Below are 25,769 nucleotides of genomic sequence, written 5' to 3'. Positions count from 1 at the left end.
ATCTTTAAACATTTCTTCCCTCCATGATTTCTTGATATATTTCTATCATATTTTCCACATTCTTATCCCAATCATATAATTCCCGAACCCTCTTTTCTCCATTTTGAGCCAAGGTAACCCGCAATGTTTCATCATTTACTAGGGTTTCCATGGCCTCTGATGCTTGTTGTGGATTCTCACGTTCAACGATAAGGCCGGACTCTCCCGATTTCACGATTTCGGTGAATCCCGGAGCATCTGATACAACAACAGGACAGCCCACGGCCATTGCCTCCACTACAGCAACCCCAAAACTTTCAGCCCGGGAAAGCGCCACGAATACATCAAAAGAACTGATGACTTCCGGCAAATGATCATGTACGACCTTTCCTTCAAATACGATTTTTTCTGCCAGCCCCAAATTTATTGCTTGTAACTGTAATTTTTCTCTCTCACTTCCCTCTCCCACGATCCGCAAACACAAGTTCAGATCTGGTCGCCGTTTACACAACAGAGCAAAAGCATCAATCAACGTATCTATCCCATACCCATATTCCAAAGTTTTCACAATACCAAACACGAATCCATCTGTCTCTTGATGCTTTTTTGGAAATCTCTTGAACAATGTCATATCCACTCCAAATGGAGTAACAGGGATTTGTTTTTTATCCGTATATCTTGCAAGTTCCCGGGCCATCACATGACTTGTAGACAAAACCCGATCCGCCTTTTTCAGTATATATTTAATCACACAAACCCTGCTCCATGAACGCCGGGGATAGTCATATACATCTGTTCCCCATGCCGAAACGACGAAGGGATGAAAACCCGCCAACGCCCCGAATAAACCATTATCCGATAAATAGTGAGCATGAACGATATCCGGATGAAATGTTTGAATGGAATTTCTGATGTCTTTTATCAACGCCCGGTAATAAGTAAACAATTTGACTAAAATAAACCCCTTGATCCCTTTACTATCACGTGATTGCCAGAACGATTTTACCTGTACATGCTTAATCCCCCTATAATAGTCAACCTTTTCACAAGGATAAAAACTGTATAACATAATCTCCACTCCCCGCTTAGCCAACGCACTTACCCAACGTTGAGTATGTATCGCGGCGGGATTTGATAACATGAACACTTTCATAATTCAATTCTTGATAAACAAAAATAGCAATTATTCATCGAGTAGTAAAGATTTCATATTATATTTTTTATTTTTGTCGATGAATAAACATGGCCTTAAAACAAATTCAAAATGAAACAGCTAAAACTGAAAGCATTCTATCCCCATTTATTTGCAATTATATTATTGATCCTGATCGGTTTTATATATTTTTATCCCACGTTACAAGGAAAGGTTGTCAATCAATCGGATGTCTCTTCTTTCGTGGGTGCCGCCAAAGAAACGATAGATTACCGGGCCGCAAATAACGGGGAAGAACCGCTTTGGACAAATTCCATGTTCAGTGGAATGCCCACAACCATGATCAGTACCTATTACAAGGGAAACTATCTGGAAAATATTTACGAATTTCTATTCGTTGGTCCTCGGCCTGCAGCCGATTTAATCCTAGGCTTTATCAGTTTTTACTTTCTTATGCTGGCATTTGGGGTCAATCCTTGGTTGTCCATTGTTGGTGCTTTGGCATTTGGACTCTGCTCCTATAATTTCCAAATCATCCAAGTAGGACATAATGCCAAAATGACCGCTATCGCCCTTATGCCTGCTGTTCTCGCTGCACTTGTTTATGCCTTTCGAAAGAACCGATGGCTGGGAGCCGTGCTGTTTGGCATCACGCTCTCTTTCGAGATTATGGCCAATCACCCGCAAATCACATTCTATCTGGCATTTATTACGATATTCTACGGTGTAGCTCAATTATACACGGCTATAAAACAAAAGGCTCTACCGTCATTCTCGAAAACAACCATATTGTTAATCGTCGCTGCCGGACTGGCCGGGGCTACGAACGTGAACCATTTATGGCCGACATGGGAATATGGTAAATATACCATGCGTGGTGGTTCGGAATTAACTTTAAATCAAAAGAACCAAACCAAAGGCGGTTTGGATAAAGAATACGCGACAGCATGGAGTTACGGGATAGATGAATCCCTGAATCTGTTGATCCCGAACTTTAAAGGAGGAGCCTCTGCCGGGGCATTAAGCAAAAACTCGGAGACTTACAAATTCTTAAAGAGTGCGGGAGCCCAGAATGCTGATCAAATGATCAAGCAAATGCCTTTATACTGGGGACCTCAAGCATTTACAGCTGGACCGATGTACATGGGAGCTATCGCTATTTTCTTATTCGTACTAGGATTAATCTTGATAAAAGGCCCCATGAAATGGTGGATCGTGGGTATATCCCTATTAGCCCTGTTCTTGGGTTGGGGACGTCATTTCATGGCATTATCAAGTTTCTTCTATGATTATGTTCCTTTGTACAATAAATTCAGAGTACCTTCGATGATGCTGGTTGTACTGCAAGTGACCATCCCGTTATTAGGCATATACACGCTGAACAAAATTCTTAATGGCTGTTTTGAACGCCAAGTTCTTGTTAAAGCATTGAAAATATCTCTTGGTATTACAGCCGGAATTTGTGCTTTATTCGCCTTGATTCCCGGGCTTGCCGGAAATTTCTCCGCTCCCATTGATGCACAAGCCGAATGGTTGCAACAATATCTACCCGCAGAACGAGAATCTTTACTCCGCACCGATGCTTTCCGTTCATTGGCTTTTATATTATTGGCAGGAGCCGTTATCTGGGCATGGGTAATTCAAAAGCTAAAAGTAACCCAAGTTGCTATAATCATGGGGTTACTGATTCTTGCAGATATGTGGACCGTGGATAAACGTTATTTAAATGCTGACCATTTCGTTACACAACGAGAATTTAATAGCCAATATAAGTTACGTCCTGCTGATAATGCTATTTTAACCGATAAAGATCCTAATTACCGGGTGTTGGATTTATCCGTAGACGTGTTTAACGATTCCCATACCAGTTATTTCCACAAAACAATCGGGGGTTACAGTGCCGCAAAATTACAACGCTATCAAGACATGATTGATTACTTTATCATTCCCGAAATACAGAATCTCGGGAACGCATTAAAGCAATCACCGACACTTTCTTCCATCGAGGGAAGCCTTTCCCAGCAAAAAGCATTAAACATGCTGAACGCAAAATACATTATCATTGATCCGAACTCAGCACCAATCAATAATCGTTTCGCATACGGGAACGCATGGTTTGTTAAAGATTACGAGTTAGTTGACACTCCGGATGATGAAATTATCACGTTGAAACAAATCGACCCGAAAGAATCTGCCGTTATCAACAAAGAATTCCAATCTATTATCCAAGACAAGGGATTCAATTTCGACGAAAACGCAAGCATTCAATTGACATCTTACGCTCCGAATAAATTGGAGTACAAAACTTCCGCCACCGATGAACAACTCGCCGTTTTCAGTGAAGTATATTACCCGAAAGGCTGGAATGTTTACGTGGATGGCCAACCGAGTGAATTATTCCGGGCTGACTATATTTTACGAGCTATGATCGTTCCTGCCGGAGAACACGTGATCACGTTCGAGTATAAACCACAATCCTACTTCATGGGAGCTAAAATATCAGCGATAAGTTCCGGCATATTAGTACTTGCGTTATTAGGATGTATTGTATTTTATATTATTCGTTATTATAAGAAAAAAGATTAACTACCAATAAAATAACGACAACCGGATAACCCGTTTGTCGTTATTTCCGTATCTATATAGATGGCATGAAAATTGCTAGGTATTACGAAAAATAAATTTTTATGAGAAAATATTATTGGATTCTTTTATTTGCCGTGGGATTACTAAGCTCGTGCGAGAAAGTAAAAGACTTGAGTGATGATGCGAGTATTGAGCGTTTTGAAATCACATCATACACCCCAACGACAGCCGAACTAGGAGAAATCTATCGCAATGACAAGTCTATTATTATACCAGTCGTTCCGGAAGATAATTTATTTCCTTTAACACTCCAAACTGTTTTAGAAACAAGTTCAACAACCCATAAAGTTCTTGGTAATTACGTGAAAGGCCAAGATATTGTATTTAATGGAGGAGAATCTACTATCAACTTTTTCCTTATAGCAGAAAGTGGATTCGTCCATCCATATTCTATCAGTTTGGAAGCAATGGATACCGGAGCAGATATTCTACAATTCAAATTCGAGGATTCTGAAAAAATGACAATTACAATCAATCCCTGGAGCAAAATAGTCAATATCTCCGTGTTAGATCCCGGTTTCCCGGTTACAATAAAACCTACAATCCGGTTATCAGAGGATGCTACTTTTGAAAGTTACACGGAAGGAGAAGAATTAACGTTTCAAAGTTTTGAGGACATAAAAGAAATCACGGTTGTTTCCGCTGACAGACAAACTCGTCGGACATGGAAGATTCAATTCGGAGCCCTTTTACAAATCCCAAATTCGGACTTTGAATCATGGGGAAAATTCGGAGACGATATTAATTCAAATAAAGAAACTATTGACCCCGTACCGGGATACGGAAAAGGTTGGGCAACTGCAAACAATTACTTCGTACAAGGAACTCGCCCTGTTGAACACAATGGAGGCTATGCAGCCAAGATGACGACAAAGGAACAAGATGCACTCATTTTCGGTAAGTTAATCGCAGCAGGAAGTATGTACACCGGATGTTTCAAACTTGATGTTGGGGCTCTTAATGATCCTCGATCCATGACTCATTTTGGAATTCCTCACACAGTAAGAATTAAATCCATCGAATTTGATGCCAAATATGAACCTGGTCCACAATTAAAACAAGCAGTCAAAAGTGGTTCGAAATACTCTATCGAAGACCGTGAGGGCGTGGATGTCGGACAAGCTTTTGTCGAAATTATTCGTTGGACTGGAGAAGGAGCATTCGAATACCATGGAAGACCTGCAGATGGTGTTGAAGTTCTCGGAAGAGGAGAAATCCTTTTTGATGGAAAAGAAACGAAATACCGGAACTGGGCTCATTACAATATCCCGGTTGTATACACGAACCAAACCGATATTCCTACACACATTGTTATCGTGTTCAGTTCCAGCAAAAGCGGGGATATATTCTTAGGAGCTCCGGGTAGTACTATGGAAGTAGATGACGTCAAACTGATTTATTAAATCATTGCAACATGAAATATTACATCATATATACACTCATATTTTTAATCTGTGGAGCATCCTCCGTACAAGGACAAGAGAAGGTACGGAAAACAGATTCTGTCGATTATCGATTTGCATTAGGAGTTCAGTTGGGTACGGATATTGGTGGAGCCGTACCGTTCCCGTTCAAACATATACCCGAAACATTCAACCCTTATCCCAAATTGAATTTATCGTTAGGTGCTAAACTATCTTTTCCCATCACTTCCCGCTGGTCTCTAGGTACGGAACTCACGTATAAAACGATCACCATGAATGCTGATGCGAGGGTCGAAAATCAACGCTATCAAGACAAAGAACTTGTTCAATACTTCTCAGGATCGGCAGAAATGCACATGGATTTTACCATGCTTGAGATCCCCGTGTACACGAAATATACTCTACGTAACGGGAAAGACCGACTTCTATTAGGTCCCTATTTCGCTTGGGTAATGAAGAGTTCATTTGTAATCGATCCGGAGAAAGGGTACATCGGAACCGGAGGTCCAGACAAAGTTGATTCAATCATGCCAGATGATATGGACGATATGGATTTTGATTCTTCTTTGGACTCTTGGGATCTGGGAATCTTAATGGGATATGAAAGAAAACTTTCAACCCGTTTCGAACTTGGACTTCGTTTCTCTTGGGGATTCAAAGATATATTCAAAAGCAATAATCAATATTTTGATTATAGTATGTTACACATGAGAGGTACCGTGGTTATCAGCTATAATCTATTTGATATTAAACCTCCTAGATTTCCTAAATTCAGTAGAAAATAATAAAAGAAATGCCGATTGTTAAATCGGCATTTTTTTATTGCATCAACTCCTCCGTTGTATCCACCAACTTATACAATTTATCAGACCTCCGCAATTTCGTTTCGCATGGCATGGAGAAAATAGCCCCTTTACCCACTTGCTCAACAGGTTCCAGCTCCAACCTTAACTCCGGGACAATCATCTGTACCACTCCCGTGTTCGGTCCGACAATCATCACTTCTTCTCCCACTTTCAAATCATAGGATTCCAGTTTAAATTCTCCTACCTGCAATTTACCGAAATAGTTTGTCACTTTACCGATACAAATCTTCTTTTTCGTGGCTTTAGACCCATACACTTCACTCCACTCGCCCAAACGTTGGCCCAGATAATAACCATCCCAAAATCCCCGGTTAAACACGGTAGCCAATCGCTCTTTCCAATTCGCAATCTTCTCCGCCCCGTAGCTCCCGTCAAGATAAGCATTCAACGCCTCGTCATAACACTCGCAAACCGTCTTCACATATTCTGCCGGACGGGCACGTCCCTCAATCTTGAAAACCCGCACCCCGGCATCGATCATTTTATTAATAAAACCGATCGTACACAAATCTTTAGGAGACATGATATATTTCCCATCAACCTCCAATTCTATATCACTCTCGGTATCTTTCACCGTATAAGAACGTCGACATATTTGATAACAAGCCCCCCGGTTTGCCGAAGCATTCATCTCGTGGAGACTTAAATAACATTTACCCGAAACCGCCATACACAATGCCCCGTGAGAGAACATCTCGATCTGGATCAATTCCCCCTTGGGACCACGCAAATCATTTTCAACAATTTGTCGATGAATCGTCATCACCTGATCCATATCCAACTCTCGTGCCAACACCACAACATCCGCGAATTGGGCATAGAACTTCACCGCCTCGTAATTGGTAATATTACATTGCGTGCTGATATGCACTTCTACCCCTATCGAACGGGCATACAAAATCGCTGCAATATCCGAGGCAATAATCGCCGACACCCCAGCATCCTTGGCGCACTCGATCACTTGGTGCATCTTCTCCAGCTCGTTATTATATATAATCGTATTCACCGTGAGATAAGTCTTCACTTCCCGGGCGTTACAACGTTCCACGATACTCCTCAGATCATCCAGCGTGAAATTAGCCGATGAACGGGAACGCATATTCAATCCTTCCACCCCCAAATAAACAGAATTCGCTCCTGCCTGCAAAGCCGCCTCCAAAGATTCATAAGAACCAACCGGAGCCATCACTTCAAAATCTTTCCTTTTCATATCGTTTCTTTAAGCAGACAAAAGTAACTCCCTTAATTGAAAATTAAAAATTTAAAGACCACTCTTAACGATACACGTTAAACTTTCATTAAATCTTTATTTTCATTGCAAAAACAAAAAATTCCCTCTATATTTAGCTGTGATAAAAAGAACTATTTATCACACAAAGAAACACACCATGACATTAAAACCATTCTATGCTAAATTAAAATCCCTCGCCAAATTACAAATCGGATTGGTGAGCGTTCTTTTTGTTTTTAGTACACACGCAGCAACTAGCCAAATTCAAGATAAACAGGCTACACAAGATTCCACGGAAGACAACCAAGTCCATTTCCTCGTCCAAGAGATGCCCGTATTCCCTGGCAATCTAAATACATGGATATACAACAACATACGCTATCCGGAAACCGCCAAGGAGAAAAAACTCGAAGGAAAAGTGTATGTCAGATTCGTCATTGAAAAAGATGGAGCCGTCAGCAATGTCAAAATTATTCGGGGTGTTTCTCCCGAACTGGACAACGAGGCAAAAGCAGTTATCGCCTCCATGCCCAAATGGGAACCGGGAAAACAAAACGGTTCTCCCGTGCGTGTTTCATACACAGTTCCCGTCTATTTTGCCCTAAAAAGCACCTCTCCCAGCGTCGAAAGAAGAACTTTCGACAGATATTTGAAAGTATTGAATGCCGAAGAAGAAAAATTAAAGAACGGCCTTGACTCGGTTCCTCAAGCCTCTTTCGATATGTATCGCCTCTACCTGAAAAAACGTTACGGATCAGACAAGGCCGTTTATAAAGGAATCATCACTTCCGCCCGGGAACAGCAACAGTCCTCGGAAATCATGTTAAGCATCGTCATGCCCACCATGTCCCTTCCTGTCACCGACAAAAACAAAATACTGCAATTCTATAAAGAAGAATGGGACGAACAAATCCGGCTCATAGATAGCCTGCCAACGGAAGATTTCACTTCGGAATATGTGCGGATTACCCCTCGTTTCAGGGCAAACACGACCCTACGAGAAATCAAAATTCGGGATTATTTGGGAGAGAAGAAGTTCAAAAGATACGTTGAAGACTGTATTTTCAATCCCGGAAAACTCATTCGGGCTATTATTGCCAACCCGTTTGTCGGTAAATGGGAAAAAATAAGGGAAAATGGAGTTGAAACCAAACAACTCTTACAAAAAGAATATTTCGACGACTTCACGTTCAGTTGTTCTAACGGGGTCAACGGAACCTACAAAATTGCCCACGGACAATTTCTATCGGAACACGCCCCTTCCGTGAAAATAAAAGACATCGTGGAATCCTCCGCTCATTACCAATATGATGCAAACAACCGGATTCTTGTCCTCACGGGCGAAGTAAAGCTAAAACTCGCCGACGGGACCCAGAAAAACGTTCAAGTCAAGGAAACGTGGCGTAGAATAGAGTAAAAATAAAGTTTTTTTTATACCTTTGTTTGATTCATTATGGGATATTAAAATCAAATAAAAATTATATGAACGAGGAAGTACAATTTTATCTCGACGAAGCAAAAGAGAGAATGGAAGCTGCTCTGAATCATCTGGAAACAGAACTTAGTAAAATCAGAGCGGGAAGAGCCAACCCGAAAATCTTACAAGACGTGCTGGTTGACTATTATGGTAGTCCTACCCCGTTATCACAAGTAGCCAATATTTCAACCCCGGACCCGAGAACAATTGCAGTTCAACCTTGGGAAAAAAGTATGATCTCTCCCATTGAAAGAGCGATCATGAACGCTAATCTCGGCTTGAACCCGGATAACAACGGAGAAATCATTCGTATAAATATTCCGCCTCTGACAGAAGAGCGCAGACGCGACCTTGTAAAACAAAGTAAAGGCGAAATGGAAACAGCGAAAGTAAGTATCCGCAACGCTCGCCGGGATGTCATTGAACAAGTGAAAAAAATGGTAAAGGACGGGCTTCCGGAAGATATGTCCAAAGACGCTGAAGTCATTGCTCAAAAAATGACAGACGAATACGGCAAGAAAGCCGATGAATACTTTGCGAAGAAAGAAAAAGACATCATGACAATCTAAAAAAGATAAAAACTAAAAATTAAAAGCTAAAAGTCGAGAAACTTTTAGCTTTTATTATTTTCAAACTGTTAGTTATTAGCTGTTAGCTTTTATTTTTTCCAAGTCTTCCGGGGTATCAATCCCTATTGATTCATGATTCGTGATACTGACAGCAATCGTGTAACCATTCTCCAACCATCGTAATTGTTCCAAAGATTCCGCCTGTTCCAGAACACCCTGCGGGATAGAAGTCACCGCCTTCAGAATTTCCGGACGATAAGCGTACATCCCCACGTGTTTATAAAACGGGGTTTTAGCCAGCCAATCTTCACGCTCCACGCCCCTGCAATAAGGAATTGGATTTCGACTAAAATAAAGAGCAGTATGATTGGTGGAAAACACTACCTTCACTTTATTCGGGTCAAAAATCTCATCATTTTTCTCGAAAGGCTTGGCCAACGTGGCAATCTGCACGGCAGGCTCTTCAAAACGCACGATCAAAGATTCGATCTGCTCCGGGATAATAAAAGGCTCGTCCCCCTGCACGTTCACCACCACGTCAAAATTGCGCTGCAATAACTCTTTTACTTTCGTGTACGCTTCGTAACACCGGTCCGTTCCACTCCGATGGGTATCGGAAGTCATTACCGCACGCCCACCGAAAGCAAGCACGGCATCATATATACGCTTGTCATCCGTCGCCACGTACACGTGGCCAGAAACAACCGCAGCCTTCTCGTACACGTGTTGAATCATGGGTTTTCCGGCAATATCCACCAGCGGTTTCCCCGGAAAACGGGTGGAAGCATAACGGGCCGGAATCAATATCAATGAATTCTCTTCTATCGCCATATCATTTTAATCTATCTCTATTCTCTTCTTCTGAATGTAAACGCCGTAAATGATCTGAATTAGATAATATCTTCAATTTCAAATTCTGCGGATAATTCGCATGTTTCTCCAAGAAAGAATTTACCATCGTGTACACGTTCTTGCTCGTGTGGCCGGACAATCCAGCACTTAACCAAGAACCGGGGAAGAAAATATCCCCCGTTTCTTGAATCTCCTGCAACGCCCCAAGCATTTTCGGCACATACCCCTCCGCCTCCATTCTCCTCCGCGGGTGATTCAACCACCGCAAACATTCTTCCACCCACACTTCATTCACCCGGTTCTCTCTTACAAGTAAGGCGTTAAACACGCTATCACGCACTTGTTTATCACCAGATAAAGAGGGGTATACATATTCAAAACGATCCAGCAAGTCCTTATTCTTAACCGTTCTCATGATATATGCCTTCGTATCTTCATAAACACTCGTATCCCGCAACACCAAATTAAATGCGATACTAATTTTATCTTGTTCATTGATTGTCACGTCTTCCGGTAAATCCTGTTCCCCCTTTAACACGCTTGACAAATAGGAACAACTCTTCGGTGAAGAACAAATCGACAATAACGTGTTAAAATACGATTTTTTATTTTTCCCCTCGGCCTTATTATTCACCATATTAATACAAAAACGTTCTAAATCGTCCTGTATTAACTGCCGACTTCCCTCATCCAAATAAGTTGAATAAATAATCCTCAAGAAACTTAACGTCCGGTTCACAACCAAATTGTTCTTCTCTTGCGGTAAATGTTTGATACATAACTTCAGGAAAAACTCCCCTTTCACTTTTTTATGCAAAACCCCTTCGTAGAGAGCTTGCCAAGCAACTGCCCTGTAAAGCGGATCATTCAGATTTCCCAGTTCATCGTCAAGAAAACGAATAGAAAAATCCGTGGGCAAGAAACAACCGTATCCCATGACGTCCCCATCCGGTAACACGACAGCCGCTCCATACCTGAAAGGAGTCAGTGAATCACGTAACGGGATCAATGTTCTCTTCAACCCCATGTAATCCCAAAAAACAGATACAGCCTGAGGCCAAACCCGATTCTTCCCGCTCTCATCCGTCATCACGATCCCGTTCTTCTGGAACTCGATCACGGGAGCCCCGCTCTCTTTGATCCATATCTCGTTCCAAGCCTGCAAATCCTGTCCCGTTGTACTTTCCAGCAACTTGATCAACTCGTCCCAATCCGCGTTAGAATAGGACCACCTGCGAAGATACCTTTGTAACCCGACCTGCAACCGTCGTTCGGAAATCTCCCGTTCCAACATGCGCATCACGATAGGGGCCTTGTGATAAATAATATCCCCGTACAAAGTTCCCGCGTCCTTCAAATTATCCAGCTCCTGCAAAATCGGGTGCGTCCCCTTCGTCCGGTCCGTCCGTAATGCCGGCTCGTAATGATTCAAGAAGAAATTCAATCGATGATTCACGTCCGGGTATAACTGGGTCATAATCTTATCCGACATGAAACCGGCAAACACCTCTTTCAACCACACGTCATTAAACCACCTCATCGTGACGTAATCACCAAACCACATGTGAGCCGTCTCGTGAGCAATAACATCACTGCGTTTCATCCATGCCGATAAATCCGCATTCCGGTCCAAAAACATCGTTGACGCCCGGTAATACACGGCGCCCGGATGCTCCATCCCGCCATACTGAAAATCAGGAATCGCCACGACATTATATACATCAAACGGGTAACGTATCCCCGTGTAGTTTTCCATCCAATCCAAAGCATGACTTACCTCTCTGGCTATGACCGGAATACTGGCATTGATCTTCGAAGTGTCCGTCTCCCGGTGATAAATACCGATCCATCGTCCTCCCACGTAACGTTCCACGTACGAGAACCTCCCCACGGTAAAAGCAAACAGATAAGTACTCAACGGTTTTGTTTCCTCGAATTCGTACAACTTATAGTCACTAAAATACTCCGTACGAATCGGCTCCCCGTTAGCCACCGCCCTCCACCGGGAAGGGATTTTCAATGTCAATTTAAACCTCGCCTTTATATCCGGCTGATCAAAACAAGGCATCAACGTGCGGCATCGATCCGGAACCAGCAACGTGTATAGCATATCATCACCTCGATTCAAAGAAGACTCTCCCGCTTTAAATTGGATGACCAACTCGTTCCGTCCCTTTTTCAAGTGTTCCGGTTGAATAATAATATGTTCATTCTTAAACGTGTACGGGATTTTTCTCCCATCCGAAGACGTGACAGTAAGAATATTCTCTTTTGCCTCTTTAAAGTCCAAAATGACCGGAACCAGATCAAACAACTCGAAAAAAATCGTTGATTCAGCCATAATAGCCTCACTCCTGTCCGCCGGGATAGAAAAATACAATTTATAGGTCACGCCGCCTATATTCGCTTTACGTTCTTTGGCCAGTTCCAAAGAAACACCATCTTCTACCTTATCCTGTTCCTTTTCACAAGAAACCAGACTCAGTAGCAATGAGATCACTACCAATACACGACACACCACGTTTTCAATTATTTTTGTTGAACTTCTCGTTGGATATGGCACTCGCCATTAAAAACCGCTCCGGACTCGATCGCGATATAAGCCGCCTTGATCGTTCCCGAGAATACCGATTTCGCTCTCAAGGAAACGGTTCCCGTCGACACGATATTCCCTTCCATGGTTCCTAAAATATCAACATTCGGAGAATTAACCTCTCCCTCCACCTTGGCCATCTGCCCGATAACCAGACGTCCTTTCGTGAAAATCTTTCCTTTAAGTTCCCCGTCAATACGAATGTCATTTGAAGCGTGAAGATCCCCGGTGATCTGGGTTCCTTCACTGAGTAAATTTAACGCTATTTGCTGTTGTACTTCTTTTCCCATGATTTATCGTTTACTTTATTTTCTTACCAAACGTAACCGTTTTATATCATACTTCACGGCTTTCACCAGCAGTTTGCCAGCCTGCACATCTCCTTTCAAAACGGCATTTTCTTCAATAATCAAAAAACAGGCCTCCACGTTCCCTTCTACCACCCCGCCTATCTCTAATTCCCGACAAGAGATATTTCCCGTCACCACCGCACCCGACTTCACCTCCACCTTACCTTTTGCAGTAACATTACCTAAAATTTTGCCAAATAAACACAAGTTCCCGGGCAGGATAATATCTCCCTCTATCTCGGAATCATTCAAGACAATTGTCTGACTCATTTCGGTAGTGTCCTGACTTGCACTTTTTCTCATTTAGCATCCATAATAATCGACCAAATATACAACAAGTAATTTAAAATTGGAAATAATTTGTTATCCCATAAAACTCAAAAATCTAAACACCCGAACATTCAAAAAAATAACAAGATCCATAAAGCCTTAAATCTAGACTCCATGGATCTTGCAAAACTTATAACTTTTAACTCTTAACTTTTAGTTTTTAGCTTTTAACTTTTAACTTTCGTATATCCCCACTTTAAATAAATCGCTCCCCACGTGAACCCGGCACCAAAAGCGGCAAGAATCAAGTTATCCCCCTTCTTCAACTGATCTTCCCACTCGTACAGACACAACGGAATTGTTGCCGAAGTCGTGTTACCGTATTTTTGGATATTAACCATGACCTTCTCTTTGGGTAGTCCCATCCGCTCCCCGGTTGCCTTGATAATACGCAGGTTTGCCTGATGAGGTACCAGCCAAGCCACGTCCTCCGAGGACAAATTATTGCGTTCCATCACTTCCACCGACACGTCGGCCATATTCGACACGGCATGTTTAAACACGGGTTGTCCCTCTTGGTAAATATAATGTTCCCGGGCTAGAACCGTGTCAATGGTGGGCGGTTTCAAGGAACCACCCGCCTTCATGTGCAAGTGAACACGTCCCATTCCATCCGAACGCAATATATGGTCAATTACCCCCAAATCTTCCGTGGTCGGCTCCAACAACACGGCTGCTGCCGCATCTCCGAAAATAGGACAAGTTGCCCGATCCGTGTAATCCGTGATCGCAGACATCTTTTCAGCACCCACGACAATCACTTTTTTATAGCGTCCGCTCTCCACGTACTGTGTTGCCGTGATCAAGCCATATAAGAAACCGGAACATCCGGCATTAAGATCAAAACTAAAAGCATTCTTTATTCCCACCATATCGGAAATCACGTTTCCGTTAGCGGGGAAGTGCATGTCGGCCGTAACCGTACAGCAAATCAATAAATCAACTTCTTCCGGTTTCAAACCTGTTTTACGAAACAAATCCTCCACCGCTCTGGCCCCGAGGTAAGCACTGCCTTTATCGGCATCCCGTAAAATACGTCTCTCTTTTATACCGATCCGAGTCATGATCCATTCGTCAGTGGTATCAACCATCCGGCTCAACTCCTCGTTCGTTAGAATATAGTCGGGATAATACGCTCCTACCCCTGTGATTACCGCTCTTGGCCTTTCCATAAAATAAAAATTTTCAAATTGAATAATAGAATCAGATACCCATATACAATCATAGCCCCCTAGTACAGGGGGCTGCATTATCTAAGGCAATCTTTATCATTGCATCAATATTATGCAACAACAGCTTTCTCAATAGCCAATTTACCCCTGTAATACCCGCATTCCGGACATACAGTATGATACTGTACCGCAGCACCACAATTTGAACACTTTGCTATTGCAGGAACTGTTGCCTTATCGTGAGTTCTTCTTTTATTCCTTCTCTGTTTAGAGATTCGGTGTTTAGGATGTGCCATTTCTCTCTAGTTTTATTTAGTTATTATTAATTAATTTCCTCAATTCATCCCAGCGGGGATCAATCTTATCATTCTCTTCTTCCATTGTCAACTCTTCCAGTACATGCTCCATCTCCTCGTTACACTTTCCCTCCGGGTGAACCACGCGAAGCGGGTAATTCAGCATATACACCTCATATAGCGGTTCACTTAAATCCAGATAATCATCATCTTGAGCCAAGATAATAAAATCATCATCATTTCCTTCCTCCCTCTCCCCGTACTTCGCGTACAAGTTCAATTCCCCGCTAATCGGTAACTCCATTTCCTCCAGACAGCGATCGCAAATTGCTTCAACTGTCCCTTCGATCGTCATCCGAACCTCCATTAGCAAGGATGACTTCACGATATTTACTCTCGCGTTTACTTTCCCTTTCGTACCTTTTGTCGCGTCAAAACAATCAAAAAAACCGTCATCCATGACAAACTCGAAAGTGTGAACGCCTTCCCCTAACCCTCTGTGGGCTATCTTATATTCTTTCAATCTGTCCACTACTCTTGACGTAAAACGGGGACAAATGTACAAAAAAATATAATACCCAGTACATTCATACCCGTTTTTTTCTTGGAAACAAAATCTTGTATCTCTCTCCCACTTAATCGTGTTTGCCTTTTGAAGTCTCTATTTCCGCAAAGTGAACCCTACCGGTACTTGCAAGGTTTCCGAGTCATACATATTCAGGTAAAGAATAATCTTTTCCGACGAACCCTCGATAATTACCTCGTACATATCCAGTACACCACTATCTCCAAAGAGAGCGTTTGGTGTCTTGAATGGGCAGCAACTACCCTGCCGTTTATACGTGACCTTCTCCCCGTTAGGCCCCGCCAGCGCGTTCAAAAAGCGTTGTTCGTTCAGAGGTCCCTCCATTCCACCTCCCACTTTGACTGGATTGTCCTCCGAGTAGCCATAGGTCTTGTCACGAGCGAATTTCGTAATCTTAAAAGTTCTCGCATCCAAAAGCTCGTGCCGGACGTTTGCTTCCCCCTTCCGGACACTCTTTTTCGAAGTCGCACAAGAACTCATCAAGAGTCCCACGATGCAGATAAATAAATAGATCGTTTTCATAATTTCGAATAATTAATGTTTCACGCAAATCAGCAGTTAGAAAAATATATTCTACAAAGGTTAGAAATCTATTTCTAATAAACAACAGGGAGCCACAATACCCCACATTAGGCTACCATCCCTCAACACCAACTACCCGACATCATGCCTCCCCTAACATGCCATGAACACTGGTCTGCGTTCATGGTATGTAGATATTATGTTAGAACTATGTTCATGGTCTAGCGCACCCATAGCCCATTCATCGAGTAACCATCGTCGTCGGATTTACCACCACCTCCTTCAAATTCCCATCAGCCATGATTTTCCGGGCAAGCTCCTGCACTTTTTCCACTGTGATCGAATTCAACAATTTATTGTAATCAACATCCCAATCCTCACCCCACGTGTAATACGTCTGTAATAAAATCAAACGAGTCTGAACATTCCTTGCATTTTGAGTTTCCATCTTTCGCCAATATTCCAGATGCTTGTTTAAATCTTCAGGATCAGGCCCTTTGTCGGCAATCTGAAAAAGCTCGTCTTTTACCACCCGAACCAGCTCTTCCACCATGTCCGGGTTCGTCTGGAAAGTTACCTTCAGATCATACGTACCGATCGGTTGTCTGGAGAGAGTTCCATTCACGGAAACCCCGTAACTTCCACCTTTTTCCTCTCGAATAATTTGATTATAGCGTGATTGAAGACAAGCGGAAAGCATTCCCATCGTCATCATATTCTGTTGCGTGTAGTCCATCCCGCCCGAGTAACCAATACTAACCATACTTCTGGCAGTTTCCATACGTATTTCTTGCCTTTCCTCTTTCACTCCGGGCAACACCCTCACCCCGTCATCCTTCCATCCCAATTGTTGCTTCCCGGCAGGAAGTCCTCCAATATATTTTTCCACCAGAGGCTTGAAAGTTTCCATGTCAATATCCCCGACAAAATAAAAAGTATAATTACCTGCCGCATCAGTAAACAAATTACGATACCAAGAGCTAATTTTACCACAATCAATACCTGCCAAGATCTGTTCATCAGGAATTCGTGTTCGCTGTTGGTCACCATACGTGATCTTATTCACCATTTGTGTCATGACAAAATCCGGAGAGTTTACTGAATTTTCCAAATTTATCCGGTTCGCCTCGATTATCATATCCAAACGCCCCCGATCAAAATTAGGACGTGTAAAATACAGATACGTCAATTGTAACATGGTCTCCACGTCTCCTTTCGCAGCACTTCCGTTTATATCTGTCGAAAAACGATTAATCGTAGGTTGTATGTTAACAACCTTACTACCCAACACCTTTCGTAACTGCTCTGCAGTGAAATCCCCTACTCCCGAAGCACTCACCACCTGTGCGAGCATCGAAACCGAATAATAATCCTCCGTGGGAATCATGGAAAGTCCCCCACTCGCCTGACCGCTCATGACGATCTGATACGGAGTATCCGTGGTTGGTAACACTACAACTCGGATACCATTCTTCAACATCCACACGGTCGAACCATATTTCCCTTTCTTGGTTTTTATAACACGACCAGAAATAACCTCTTCAGACAAGAGGGGGCGATCAATTTTTTCAGTCTGGTAAGGTTCCATCTCAACCGTTCGAACCCACGAGAAGAAATTTTCCAGGATCTCCGTTTCGGGTAAAACCCTCTTCGCCTTTTCCGGGGCGGAAATAACCAACACGTTATTAGCAAGCGAGATTAGCTGCTGTACCAACTCGTTAACCTCCTGCAATGTCACCTGTTTCATCAACATCAATTGCGTAACCGCCCACTTGTGTCGCGGAGACATCAAGGGTGTATTCTTCACGTAATGATTGATACACTCCCACACTAGCATCCCGGTTTCCCGGTCCCCAGCAGTCTCGTACGCATACTTTCCACCTCTCAAGATTCCCGTGCGAACCTGCTCCAATTCCTCCTCCGTGAACCCGAAACGTCGCACTCGTTCCAACTCTCCATACGCTGAGGTGAAAGCCTCCGCAATAGCATCTCCGCGTGCCACAACCTGCAATTCCAACGCGTCACAAGTATTCGTCAGCGGAACATTCTGCAAATAGGCAGATGCGAACGGACATCCCTCCTGTTGCGCCAACTCCCCAAAACGAGTGTTCATCATGGCTGCGGCAATATTGATCATCATGTTCATGTAAGTCGCCCCGACCCGGTTATTCAATTCCTTTGGAACAGCCGCTCGCCTAATATAAAAATTTGCATTACACGTCTGTTGTTCCGGATCTGTGATCACCGTCACAACAGGAGTCACGTTATCCGGAATCCGAATCACCTCCTTTGCCTTCGGATTCTGAGCGACAGGAATATCCGCCATTACTTTCTTCAACTTCGCCTCCATCTCGTTCACGTCGAAATCACCGACAATTACCACGGCCTGTAAATCCGGACGATACCAGCACTTGTAAAAATCTCGAAGCATCTGAGAATCAAACGTACGCAGGAACTCTTCCGTACCGAGCATATTCCGGTGTGCATAACGAGTATCTCCAAAAACGGGAATAGCCGCCTTATTACCCACCCGGAATTGGGCATTATTCCGTTGCCGTAACTCCTCTATAATCACCCCCCGTTCCTTGTCAATCTTCTTATCTTCCAAAGCCAAATACCCAGACCAGTCGTGTAAGATCAACAACATCGAGTCCACGATACTTTCCCGCTTAAGCGGAACTTGCGTCAACTGGTAATACGTCATTTCCATCCCCGTGGCAGCATTCAAGTTCGTCCCGAACTGCATCCCGATACTCTCCAACCAGAGGATCATACTATCATCCGGAAAATGCTTTGTCCCGTTAAACATCATGTGTTCCAAGAAATGCGCTAATCCATTTTGTGAATCCTCTTCTTGAACTGATCCCACATCATACACGATGTAGAAATCCGCCAATCCCGTCGACTTGGCATTATGCCTCAAATAATACCCCATCCCATTATCAAGTTTTCCAACCCTCACATTTGTATCTTGAGGGAGTATATCCCCCATATTCAATTGTTGGGCAGAAACAACACTACTTACCGCCACCGACAAGAATATCCCCAAGATAATTTGTCGTAATATTGTTCTCATAATATATGATTTAAAATTTATTTTATCCTCTGTCAAATACGTTACCTCGCACATCAATCATCATCGTATTACTCTTTCCCATAATAACGCTTAGAAATACACACCCGACCATAATTTGCTTTCGGTCGACTTTTCCTTACAAACATAAAAGCATCCTGCAACTCACGCTGAGCCACCGTATCCCCGGATGCTATATTCTCTCTGTACTCCAACGCTTTCTTTTCTATTTTTCTCAACGATTCAAGATATTCATCATTCAAACCCTGCAGGGAGATGGAGTTCATCACCTTTTCAAGAATCTTCCGGCCATAATCCCCACCCATGCTCTCGTAAAACATCCGTTCCCACAAGGCATGCGGCAAGACTTCAAACAAAGGCCTGGACATTTCCATCGAAGACACGATCAGTCGTCCCTCTCGATCAAAATAGATATTGACATCTATCATTATGTCAGTTGATAAAGAATCCGCTACCGCTTTTGCGATACGATTCACACCACCTCCGAAAACCCGCTTCTCCATCTCCTTTTCCCACCGGTTCCACGGATGATTCTCCCGAATCGTCTCTTCACCTTCATCAAAGGGAACAGCCAACAAATCCACCCACCCAAACATACTCTTGTTCAACGAATCCCTTATCGAATAATAATTTTTAGGAAAAATCCGAACGTTCCTATCATCCTGTTCGACTACAATAAACTTTTCCGTCTCATATCCCCGATCCTCCCGATAAACATACATTCTTTCTCGATTAAAGTCAAATGTTGTTTTCCTTATATCAAGACAAACCTCTTGTGATTCCACCTTTCCCCTAAAGTAACGCACATCCCAAAAAGGGATGGATTCCGCTGCATGACGAATGAACTCCATCCACGGACGAGCTGTTTTCACGTCTTCCCGTTCGTCACCGCGTTTTCGATCCAAGTCACAAGTCGTAACAAGCCGGATACACCCAATCCGATCTGCACGACCATCCATACGCGGGTAAACCGTAAAAGAACAATACAAATTGCGATCTTTCAACTCCGGATAACGATCCCAATCGTGCGCACGTAGTGTTTCCACAAAACGACGATAAGCCACCGTATCTCCCCGGCGTGTGAAATTATTTCGAATCTCCTGACGGACTACGTAACCTTGCTCCACCTCGCACACGATTTCTTCACGATCAATATATTTCCTGACAGGATCACCACTCACCATTTCACGCCCTTCAATGTCATACCACAAAGAATCCAACGAGCCGCCCATCCCCATCTTGAAAACCCCAGTATACCATGATGCCTCCACCGCCTCTCCTTCATTACCGGGCGCAACCACCGAAAGAGGTATCAATTCCCCAGTATAAGCATTACGAACCTCTGTCAACCACAATTTTTCTTCGGCAATCTTCCAGCGGGCATGATACCCCCAAGGACATTCCGTCGTGAAAGCCCCTTTCAGATAAGAACGTACACGAGAAAATACCTCTGAATCGTAATGCAAGGGGAAAGCATCCATTCGATAAAGCATACCATCCATCTCCAACACATCCGGATAAGCTCTCGACAAATACGTGTCCATCTCTAACCTGTATTTCCTTGCCACAGGATCCACCAACACCCTCTGAATTTCACCATCCAAGGTCACCACACGCCAGTCTCCTATCAATTCGGCACACGCATAGGCTTCACGAGTAGCAGGATCATCTGGTGCCAATTTCTCTTTCCGACACATGACCTCTACCCAATCCACCCTCCCGTCGGACTTAGGATAAATATACACATCAAAATCCACCCCTCTATTCTGCGTCATTTCCTTAATATTCAACAACATTCCCATCGTGTAGTGACACATCTGATTTCCTTGCTCCCGCAAACGGTTACGCACCTCTTTCCGATCCGTCATCTCCCCATCTCGAAATGTATATGTGATTTCCGTTTCAAATCTTGGAGGCTTAGGGCCACACAATATTGAGGTCGTGTAAATTCGATAAGGATAAAAACCTTCACCCCCCACCGCAAGAAGCTCGCCACTAAACCATCGGGCAACAATGCGTCCGTTTTCACGATAAACATCGAAAATACCGGAAATGTCCACAGTCTGGTTGTCTTTTTCAATTTTCTCCAAGAAAAGCATTCCTTCTTCCAACCGCCACAAACTAACATAATCCTTCCAATACTCGACAGAAGAAGTGTCTTCAACCAAACGTTTCTGTATTTGCCATTCCAGAACACTATCCTGTTCAACCGGGCAAGGATATATCCTCAAGGTATCGCTCCCGATAATCAACTGGGCAAATCCTCCCCCATACACCGTACTAACGAAACAGCACGTGTAAAACGTTATTAAAACTAATATCTTCATCACAAAAACATATAAAAGACAGATAAATAGTACAAATACAGACGACATCAACGATCTCCATTTTCATCATGACGCTTCTTTTGTCCGATTAAAAACAAAATGCCCTCTATAGACCACAAATGTTTTCCGGTCTTTCTCTCTGGCAAAATAAACAACTACATCCCCATTACGAACAACAACCATTTTACAACACACGGGAACTTGTTCCACCTCATAATCAACACGATCCTCGAACTCGGAATACCAAGACGTACGGGGAACAATGATATCATCTCCATTCATATTCAATGACATCCGGAAAGTAAATCTTATGATAATCGAATCTTTAGTCCCAATTGTAACCTCGTAATCTGAAATAATATACTTGGACGGAAAAGGTTCGCCATGTTTATAAGGTCTGGCATACACGTATTCCAAACCCGGTCGTGTCCAAATATCATAACTCATGAAAGAATGAAGTATATCACCAGATATCTGCATATAAAATGGGATTTCCGCACCAAGAAATGACCAGCCACCGCCTCCAGGTGTGGCTGAAAAATCCACCTTAAAATCACGATTCTCCACCATTTGTCTCACGACTCCAGGTCGTTCCTTCATTATCGGTTTTCTCTGTTGCAAAGCACAAGCGGACATACTCGCCACTAACAGCATTACACACAGCCATTTTTGCAATACTATTTTCATCACCTTAAATATTAAATCGTATTTTACCATTCTCTAGGTACATAAAATTCTTGTTGTGCAATAAATCGATCAGCCACATACTTTCCAAGTACCGAATCATACCTTGCATAGGATAAATATATAGTAATCTCCCGATCCCCATGAACAAGAAAATTATTAATCGGATGACCATATTGGATTTCAGTCCCATGCCATAGAATTCCAGAGTAGTTATCATAGATCTCTGCATAATATATCCAATTAATACCTTTAGGATTTTGATCCTTCGCCTCCATCCATAATAGATTCTTATTAAACTTCACAATAATATAATTAGGCAGAACAGGGTTAAATTACGTTATAATTCCAATCTTTACTTGTATTAAATGTTAATTCCACTCCTCTAATATTTGAATTAACAGTTAACGTTGGATTTGACCTAACTATATCTACACATTCACCTTGCCAATCCCAATCAACAAAAGTGTCTGATGATGCTGTTTGTACATAAGTGGTTGTAGGGAGAGAACTTGTTCCTGATAAGATTCTACGTAATCCTTTATAAGGTTCAATCAAGAACACAGTCCAATGTGACATCTCTTTACCTATTCCACTTATACTAATACGATAAAAGGCTTTAAAAGAAATAATATTATTACTAGAACCAGGCACTATTATACCTTGAGCCGCTTGAAAGTCACCCACGCTCCTACTTAATAAATTTGCAGATTTTCCAAATTCAGGCAACACTTCTTCTATAAATTCTCCTTTGGGACCAAAGGATTTATTACCGAATGTAACTGTAGCTCCATCTTTTATATATTCAGCTAATATTGCATTTTGATTTTCAAGATATTCTAAAAAAAACTGATATCTCTTTTCACTAACACCTTTCGCAAGAATCCCTTCCTTACTTAAGGCACAAACATATTTTCCTCGTTGAAAATCAATATTTTTCAACAAGATTTTATCTTCCGAAGAAAGCTTATTTACCGGTAGTGTTGAATAATCAATATAACCTACGTTTTCTTTTTCATCCCATATATTTTCCGAATCATAACACCCGGTAAACATCATTATTGTAATTAAAAAAAATATTATTTTATTCATAATATATGTTTTATTAAGGATAACACATCAGAATTAGTTATTAATATACTCTAACATGATCAATGTAGTAGATACTGAATATGGTTAATTAACGATTATCGTCAGATAGCCACATAACCAAACAACTATATTCCAGATGCTTATCAACATATTTCAATATAGCACATTATCTGTCATGACAAGAATATCCTTACAGGTAATACATGTTCCTTCCCCTCCGTATCCCGCACCGTCACGATTTTAGCCCCATGCTGGCGGATCAGTTCATCGATATTGGGAGTTTCCAATGTCACGTTTTCCAACGGCTTACCGTCCAAGGCGATCACCGTCCATTGCGGAGCCAGTTTCTTACGTGCCTCTTTTCCCCACACGGCAGCGATTTTCAATACCCCATTTTCTGCTCCCGTCATCACGGGGCGGCTGTCGCCTTCCCACACGCTTGCATCCGCGTAAGGTTCAAAGTGATATCGTCCGTTAGGATAATCCAAGGTAAATACCCCTAAATCCGTTGTTCTGAAACAAAGCAACAGATATCCGACACCTCCGGTAATGATCGGCATTTTTTCGAAAACAGCATCACCCAGATGAAGTCCGGTCATTCGTCCCCGGTAAAGTTTATCCGTTTTCACCATGCCGCCCACCATTGTACCGATAAAACCAACTCCTTCCTCCACGTCACCGATAATCCCCGCTTGCGTCCATTGCTCGAATCCCTCCACCGAGGGCAATCCGATGGCTCCCGTTCCGTTACCCGTGTCAAACAATGCCGGTACATCGTGAATTTCGCCTTTTCCTTGCACCTTGATGGAAAGCAACGGGACATGATTCCAAAGTTCCAGTTTATTCCATCGTGTGATAGAAGCATCCGCCCGTCCTGCGAACGTGATTGTCTTGTTTCTCGAGTCGATCGTCACCACATAGTCATTGATGATATTCGCCCCGATCGTTCCGTCCACTCCAAGATGCACAAAAATCGGGTTATGCTCACTCATCACTGCCGCTTGCTTATCCTTCACCATAAGTTCCCCCAGCGACAACTCGGGAATCTCCGCCATGACTACCTGTCCATCCATACCCTGCATGGATTGTCCGGTTTGCCGGTAGACCAATTTCTCCGTATTTACCAGCTTGTCTGACACGCAAGTAATTCCCGCGCAAGTATCAAACAAGAAATAATAAGTATGCCCGTTAATCACTACCTTCACCACGGGCGCTCCTTGGCGAAACTCGTAGCTTAACACGACCTCTTTACCCAACGAAGCAGGGGTCTGCACCTGACTCTGCACCGTCGGGTTCGGCACATTCGCCGCAGTACCCTCTTTCAACAAATTGACATACTTCTCCATCTCCTTCTGCGCCTTCTTCATTTCGGCAGATTTCCCCAAAGCCTGCCACAGGGCAGCCTTTCCCGCATTCATCATGGCACGTGTCTGGTAGGAAACAATATCCTCTCCTGTAGCTTTCATAATCAACTCGTCCAACCACTTCAAACCGGCCTCAACAGCCGCCTTTTGTTCTTTCATCTGCGTCAGAGCCTGCATGAAAAACGAGAAATACGGCCCATACAACTGAGGTGGGAAAATATTTTCTCTCTCCACCTCCCGCATCGCCTCTAACATCCGTTTCCAATCCCCTTGTCGGGCAAGTTGTGACGTGTTCAGCCATACGGCAGCCATCGTTTTTCCTGGCCCCTCTTTTGCCTGATCCAGATAATCGACAAAAGCATTAAACCGCTCCTGTTCATAAATGCCAAGATTAGGATTTGTGGAAAACTCCATTGCCGTTTGCACCATCGCCCCCATCAACGTGGCATCTACCATCGCCTGCTGGTTCTCCAAAGGAATAGCGTAAAAACGATCAAGATGATCCCGTACCATCAGTAATGTTTTCGACAACGGATCATTTTCAAATTGCATGATGATCGGCCACATCTGCGGTGTCGCCAATTGATCGAGTGATAACCCGTCAAGCCACTCTTTCACCACTTGCTGCACCTCGGCATTCATCCCCGCACCCCCCAGAGCCTTAATAAACTCCAAAAGAAATGCCGGCTCCCGCTCCCCCGCATTATACCGGGCTACCAAAGCATCTAATCGTTTAGCAGGATCCAATAGGGCTTTTGCTCCCTCCACAAGCCAATCAGCATCGCCCGCCCCGACAAGCTTTCCAATAACCTGTTCCGTCTTCGGATCAATAAACACCAATGTCGGCAAGGAAGCTACACCCCATTTTGCGACATTCGCCTTACCATCGGCATCTTTCTCTACATTAAACTGCACATTAACAAAATGGCGGTTAAAAAACTCACCCACGCCTTTTTGCGTGAACACCTGCGAAGCCAGTTGCTTACACGGACCGCACCAATCGGCATAACAATCCACAAAGATCAATTTCCCCTCCTCCCGAGCCTTTTCCACAACCTTCTTCCACGATCTGGAGGTTTCAAACGCAATGCCTTGCGTTTGGGCAAAGGCACTTACACCTAAAACCCAAAGCAAGACATTTAATAACATACATCTCTTCATT

Annotated in this window: 21 protein-coding genes; 5 read left to right on the top strand and 16 right to left on the bottom strand. The window is 43.1% G+C overall.

What is annotated here, in order from left to right; genetic code table 11:
- Window positions 1-4: 4 nt before the first annotated feature.
- Complete coding sequence (locus QVC79_RS01325; RefSeq protein ID WP_270595207.1) at window positions 5-1,132, bottom strand: glycosyltransferase; 1,128 nt, start codon at window positions 1,130-1,132, stop codon at window positions 5-7.
- A gap of 111 nt (window positions 1,133-1,243) precedes the next feature.
- Between QVC79_RS01325 and QVC79_RS01320 the strand changes: the two genes are divergently transcribed.
- From QVC79_RS01320 to QVC79_RS01310, 3 genes are all read left to right on the top strand, one after another.
- Window positions 1,244-3,718 carry a YfhO family protein gene (locus QVC79_RS01320; RefSeq protein WP_270595206.1) on the top strand — a complete coding sequence of 825 codons (2,475 nt, stop codon included), beginning with the start codon at window positions 1,244-1,246 and terminating at the stop codon, window positions 3,716-3,718.
- Window positions 3,719-3,819: 101 nt separating this feature from the next.
- Window positions 3,820-5,181, top strand: a complete 1,362-nt coding sequence (locus tag QVC79_RS01315; protein WP_270595205.1) for a PCMD domain-containing protein — start codon at window positions 3,820-3,822, stop codon at window positions 5,179-5,181.
- A gap of 11 nt (window positions 5,182-5,192) precedes the next feature.
- On the top strand, window positions 5,193-5,987 hold the full coding sequence (locus tag QVC79_RS01310) for an outer membrane beta-barrel protein (RefSeq protein ID WP_124318170.1): 795 nt from the start codon (window positions 5,193-5,195) through the stop codon (window positions 5,985-5,987).
- 34 nt (window positions 5,988-6,021) lie between these two features.
- On the opposite strand, the gene QVC79_RS01305 is transcribed toward QVC79_RS01310, so the two are convergent.
- Window positions 6,022-7,278, bottom strand: coding sequence for a peptidase U32 family protein (locus QVC79_RS01305; RefSeq protein WP_270595204.1), 1,257 nt, complete (start codon window positions 7,276-7,278; stop codon window positions 6,022-6,024).
- Window positions 7,279-7,456: 178 nt separating this feature from the next.
- On the opposite strand from QVC79_RS01305, the gene QVC79_RS01300 reads away from it, so the two are divergent.
- Together QVC79_RS01300 and frr are read left to right on the top strand one after the other, a co-directional pair.
- A complete protein-coding gene (locus tag QVC79_RS01300) occupies window positions 7,457-8,716 on the top strand; it encodes an energy transducer TonB (protein WP_270595203.1) in 1,260 nt (419 codons plus the stop codon).
- A gap of 65 nt (window positions 8,717-8,781) precedes the next feature.
- Entirely contained in the window at window positions 8,782-9,345 is a 564-nt protein-coding gene (gene frr, locus QVC79_RS01295) for a ribosome recycling factor (RefSeq protein ID WP_270595202.1), read from the top strand.
- Window positions 9,346-9,420: 75 nt separating this feature from the next.
- Here the strand turns inward: frr and kdsB are convergent, their stop codons facing one another.
- From kdsB to QVC79_RS01225, 14 genes are all read right to left on the bottom strand, one after another.
- Window positions 9,421-10,176 (bottom strand): 3-deoxy-manno-octulosonate cytidylyltransferase, encoded by a 756-nt coding sequence (gene kdsB, locus QVC79_RS01290; protein ID WP_270595201.1) that lies wholly within the window; start codon window positions 10,174-10,176, stop codon window positions 9,421-9,423.
- A 1-nt stretch (window position 10,177) separates the two neighbouring features.
- Window positions 10,178-12,718, bottom strand: coding sequence for a M1 family metallopeptidase (locus tag QVC79_RS01285; protein ID WP_270595200.1), 2,541 nt, complete (start codon window positions 12,716-12,718; stop codon window positions 10,178-10,180).
- Between the two features lie 8 nt (window positions 12,719-12,726).
- Window positions 12,727-13,080 (bottom strand): bactofilin family protein, encoded by a 354-nt coding sequence (locus QVC79_RS01280; protein WP_270595199.1) that lies wholly within the window; start codon window positions 13,078-13,080, stop codon window positions 12,727-12,729.
- 15 nt (window positions 13,081-13,095) lie between these two features.
- Window positions 13,096-13,443 (bottom strand): bactofilin family protein, encoded by a 348-nt coding sequence (locus QVC79_RS01275; RefSeq protein WP_270595198.1) that lies wholly within the window; start codon window positions 13,441-13,443, stop codon window positions 13,096-13,098.
- Window positions 13,444-13,637: 194 nt separating this feature from the next.
- Window positions 13,638-14,642 carry a beta-ketoacyl-ACP synthase III gene (locus QVC79_RS01270; RefSeq protein WP_124317294.1) on the bottom strand — a complete coding sequence of 335 codons (1,005 nt, stop codon included), beginning with the start codon at window positions 14,640-14,642 and terminating at the stop codon, window positions 13,638-13,640.
- Between the two features lie 110 nt (window positions 14,643-14,752).
- Window positions 14,753-14,938 carry a 50S ribosomal protein L32 gene (gene rpmF / locus QVC79_RS01265; protein ID WP_027201828.1) on the bottom strand — a complete coding sequence of 62 codons (186 nt, stop codon included), beginning with the start codon at window positions 14,936-14,938 and terminating at the stop codon, window positions 14,753-14,755.
- A 16-nt stretch (window positions 14,939-14,954) separates the two neighbouring features.
- Window positions 14,955-15,470: a YceD family protein gene (locus QVC79_RS01260; RefSeq protein ID WP_270595197.1), complete on the bottom strand. Its 516-nt coding sequence runs from the start codon at window positions 15,468-15,470 to the stop codon at window positions 14,955-14,957.
- A gap of 129 nt (window positions 15,471-15,599) precedes the next feature.
- Window positions 15,600-16,046, bottom strand: coding sequence for a 2-dehydro-3-deoxyphosphooctonate aldolase (locus QVC79_RS01255; RefSeq protein WP_124317295.1), 447 nt, complete (start codon window positions 16,044-16,046; stop codon window positions 15,600-15,602).
- Window positions 16,047-16,287: 241 nt separating this feature from the next.
- Entirely contained in the window at window positions 16,288-19,122 is a 2,835-nt protein-coding gene (locus tag QVC79_RS01250; RefSeq protein ID WP_270595196.1) for a M16 family metallopeptidase, read from the bottom strand.
- Between the two features lie 68 nt (window positions 19,123-19,190).
- Complete coding sequence (locus QVC79_RS01245) at window positions 19,191-21,467, bottom strand: hypothetical protein (protein WP_124317297.1); 2,277 nt, start codon at window positions 21,465-21,467, stop codon at window positions 19,191-19,193.
- Between the two features lie 66 nt (window positions 21,468-21,533).
- Window positions 21,534-22,154, bottom strand: a complete 621-nt coding sequence (locus QVC79_RS01240) for a hypothetical protein (RefSeq protein WP_124317298.1) — start codon at window positions 22,152-22,154, stop codon at window positions 21,534-21,536.
- A gap of 4 nt (window positions 22,155-22,158) precedes the next feature.
- A complete protein-coding gene (locus QVC79_RS01235) occupies window positions 22,159-22,383 on the bottom strand; it encodes a hypothetical protein (protein ID WP_151411871.1) in 225 nt (74 codons plus the stop codon).
- Between the two features lie 98 nt (window positions 22,384-22,481).
- Window positions 22,482-23,243 (bottom strand): hypothetical protein, encoded by a 762-nt coding sequence (locus QVC79_RS01230; protein WP_151411873.1) that lies wholly within the window; start codon window positions 23,241-23,243, stop codon window positions 22,482-22,484.
- Between the two features lie 173 nt (window positions 23,244-23,416).
- Window positions 23,417-25,768: a thioredoxin fold domain-containing protein gene (locus tag QVC79_RS01225; protein WP_270595195.1), complete on the bottom strand. Its 2,352-nt coding sequence runs from the start codon at window positions 25,766-25,768 to the stop codon at window positions 23,417-23,419.
- Window position 25,769 lies beyond the last annotated feature (1 nt).

The sequence above is a fragment of the Butyricimonas sp. genome (assembly GCF_019423355.1).
Taxonomy (GTDB): Bacteria; Bacteroidota; Bacteroidia; order Bacteroidales; family Marinifilaceae; genus Butyricimonas; species Butyricimonas faecihominis.
The sequence above is the reverse complement of the archived record's forward strand: the minus strand, read 5'-3'. Positions and strand labels throughout refer to the sequence as shown.

What these genes read in the sequence shown, in the direction of transcription:
- QVC79_RS01255 (WP_124317295.1), bottom strand. Translation starts at nt 16,046, where the DNA reads ATGAAAACGATCTATTTATTTATCTGCATCGTGGGACTCTTGATGAGT.
- QVC79_RS01225 (WP_270595195.1), bottom strand. Translation starts at nt 25,768, where the DNA reads ATGAAGAGATGTATGTTATTAAATGTCTTGCTTTGGGTTTTAGGTGTA.
- QVC79_RS01325 (WP_270595207.1), bottom strand. Translation starts at nt 1,132, where the DNA reads ATGAAAGTGTTCATGTTATCAAATCCCGCCGCGATACATACTCAACGT.
- QVC79_RS01240 (WP_124317298.1), bottom strand. Translation starts at nt 22,154, where the DNA reads ATGAAAATAGTATTGCAAAAATGGCTGTGTGTAATGCTGTTAGTGGCG.
- QVC79_RS01230 (WP_151411873.1), bottom strand. Translation starts at nt 23,243, where the DNA reads ATGAATAAAATAATATTTTTTTTAATTACAATAATGATGTTTACCGGG.
- QVC79_RS01270 (WP_124317294.1), bottom strand. Translation starts at nt 14,642, where the DNA reads ATGGAAAGGCCAAGAGCGGTAATCACAGGGGTAGGAGCGTATTATCCC.
- QVC79_RS01320 (WP_270595206.1), top strand. Translation starts at nt 1,244, where the DNA reads ATGAAACAGCTAAAACTGAAAGCATTCTATCCCCATTTATTTGCAATT.
- QVC79_RS01300 (WP_270595203.1), top strand. Translation starts at nt 7,457, where the DNA reads ATGACATTAAAACCATTCTATGCTAAATTAAAATCCCTCGCCAAATTA.
- kdsB (WP_270595201.1), bottom strand. Translation starts at nt 10,176, where the DNA reads ATGGCGATAGAAGAGAATTCATTGATATTGATTCCGGCCCGTTATGCT.
- QVC79_RS01280 (WP_270595199.1), bottom strand. Translation starts at nt 13,080, where the DNA reads ATGGGAAAAGAAGTACAACAGCAAATAGCGTTAAATTTACTCAGTGAA.
- QVC79_RS01305 (WP_270595204.1), bottom strand. Translation starts at nt 7,278, where the DNA reads ATGAAAAGGAAAGATTTTGAAGTGATGGCTCCGGTTGGTTCTTATGAA.
- QVC79_RS01310 (WP_124318170.1), top strand. Translation starts at nt 5,193, where the DNA reads ATGAAATATTACATCATATATACACTCATATTTTTAATCTGTGGAGCA.
- QVC79_RS01245 (WP_124317297.1), bottom strand. Translation starts at nt 21,467, where the DNA reads ATGAAGATATTAGTTTTAATAACGTTTTACACGTGCTGTTTCGTTAGT.
- QVC79_RS01250 (WP_270595196.1), bottom strand. Translation starts at nt 19,122, where the DNA reads ATGAGAACAATATTACGACAAATTATCTTGGGGATATTCTTGTCGGTG.
- frr (WP_270595202.1), top strand. Translation starts at nt 8,782, where the DNA reads ATGAACGAGGAAGTACAATTTTATCTCGACGAAGCAAAAGAGAGAATG.
- QVC79_RS01235 (WP_151411871.1), bottom strand. Translation starts at nt 22,383, where the DNA reads ATGCAGAGATCTATGATAACTACTCTGGAATTCTATGGCATGGGACTG.
- rpmF (WP_027201828.1), bottom strand. Translation starts at nt 14,938, where the DNA reads ATGGCACATCCTAAACACCGAATCTCTAAACAGAGAAGGAATAAAAGA.
- QVC79_RS01315 (WP_270595205.1), top strand. Translation starts at nt 3,820, where the DNA reads ATGAGAAAATATTATTGGATTCTTTTATTTGCCGTGGGATTACTAAGC.
- QVC79_RS01275 (WP_270595198.1), bottom strand. Translation starts at nt 13,443, where the DNA reads ATGAGAAAAAGTGCAAGTCAGGACACTACCGAAATGAGTCAGACAATT.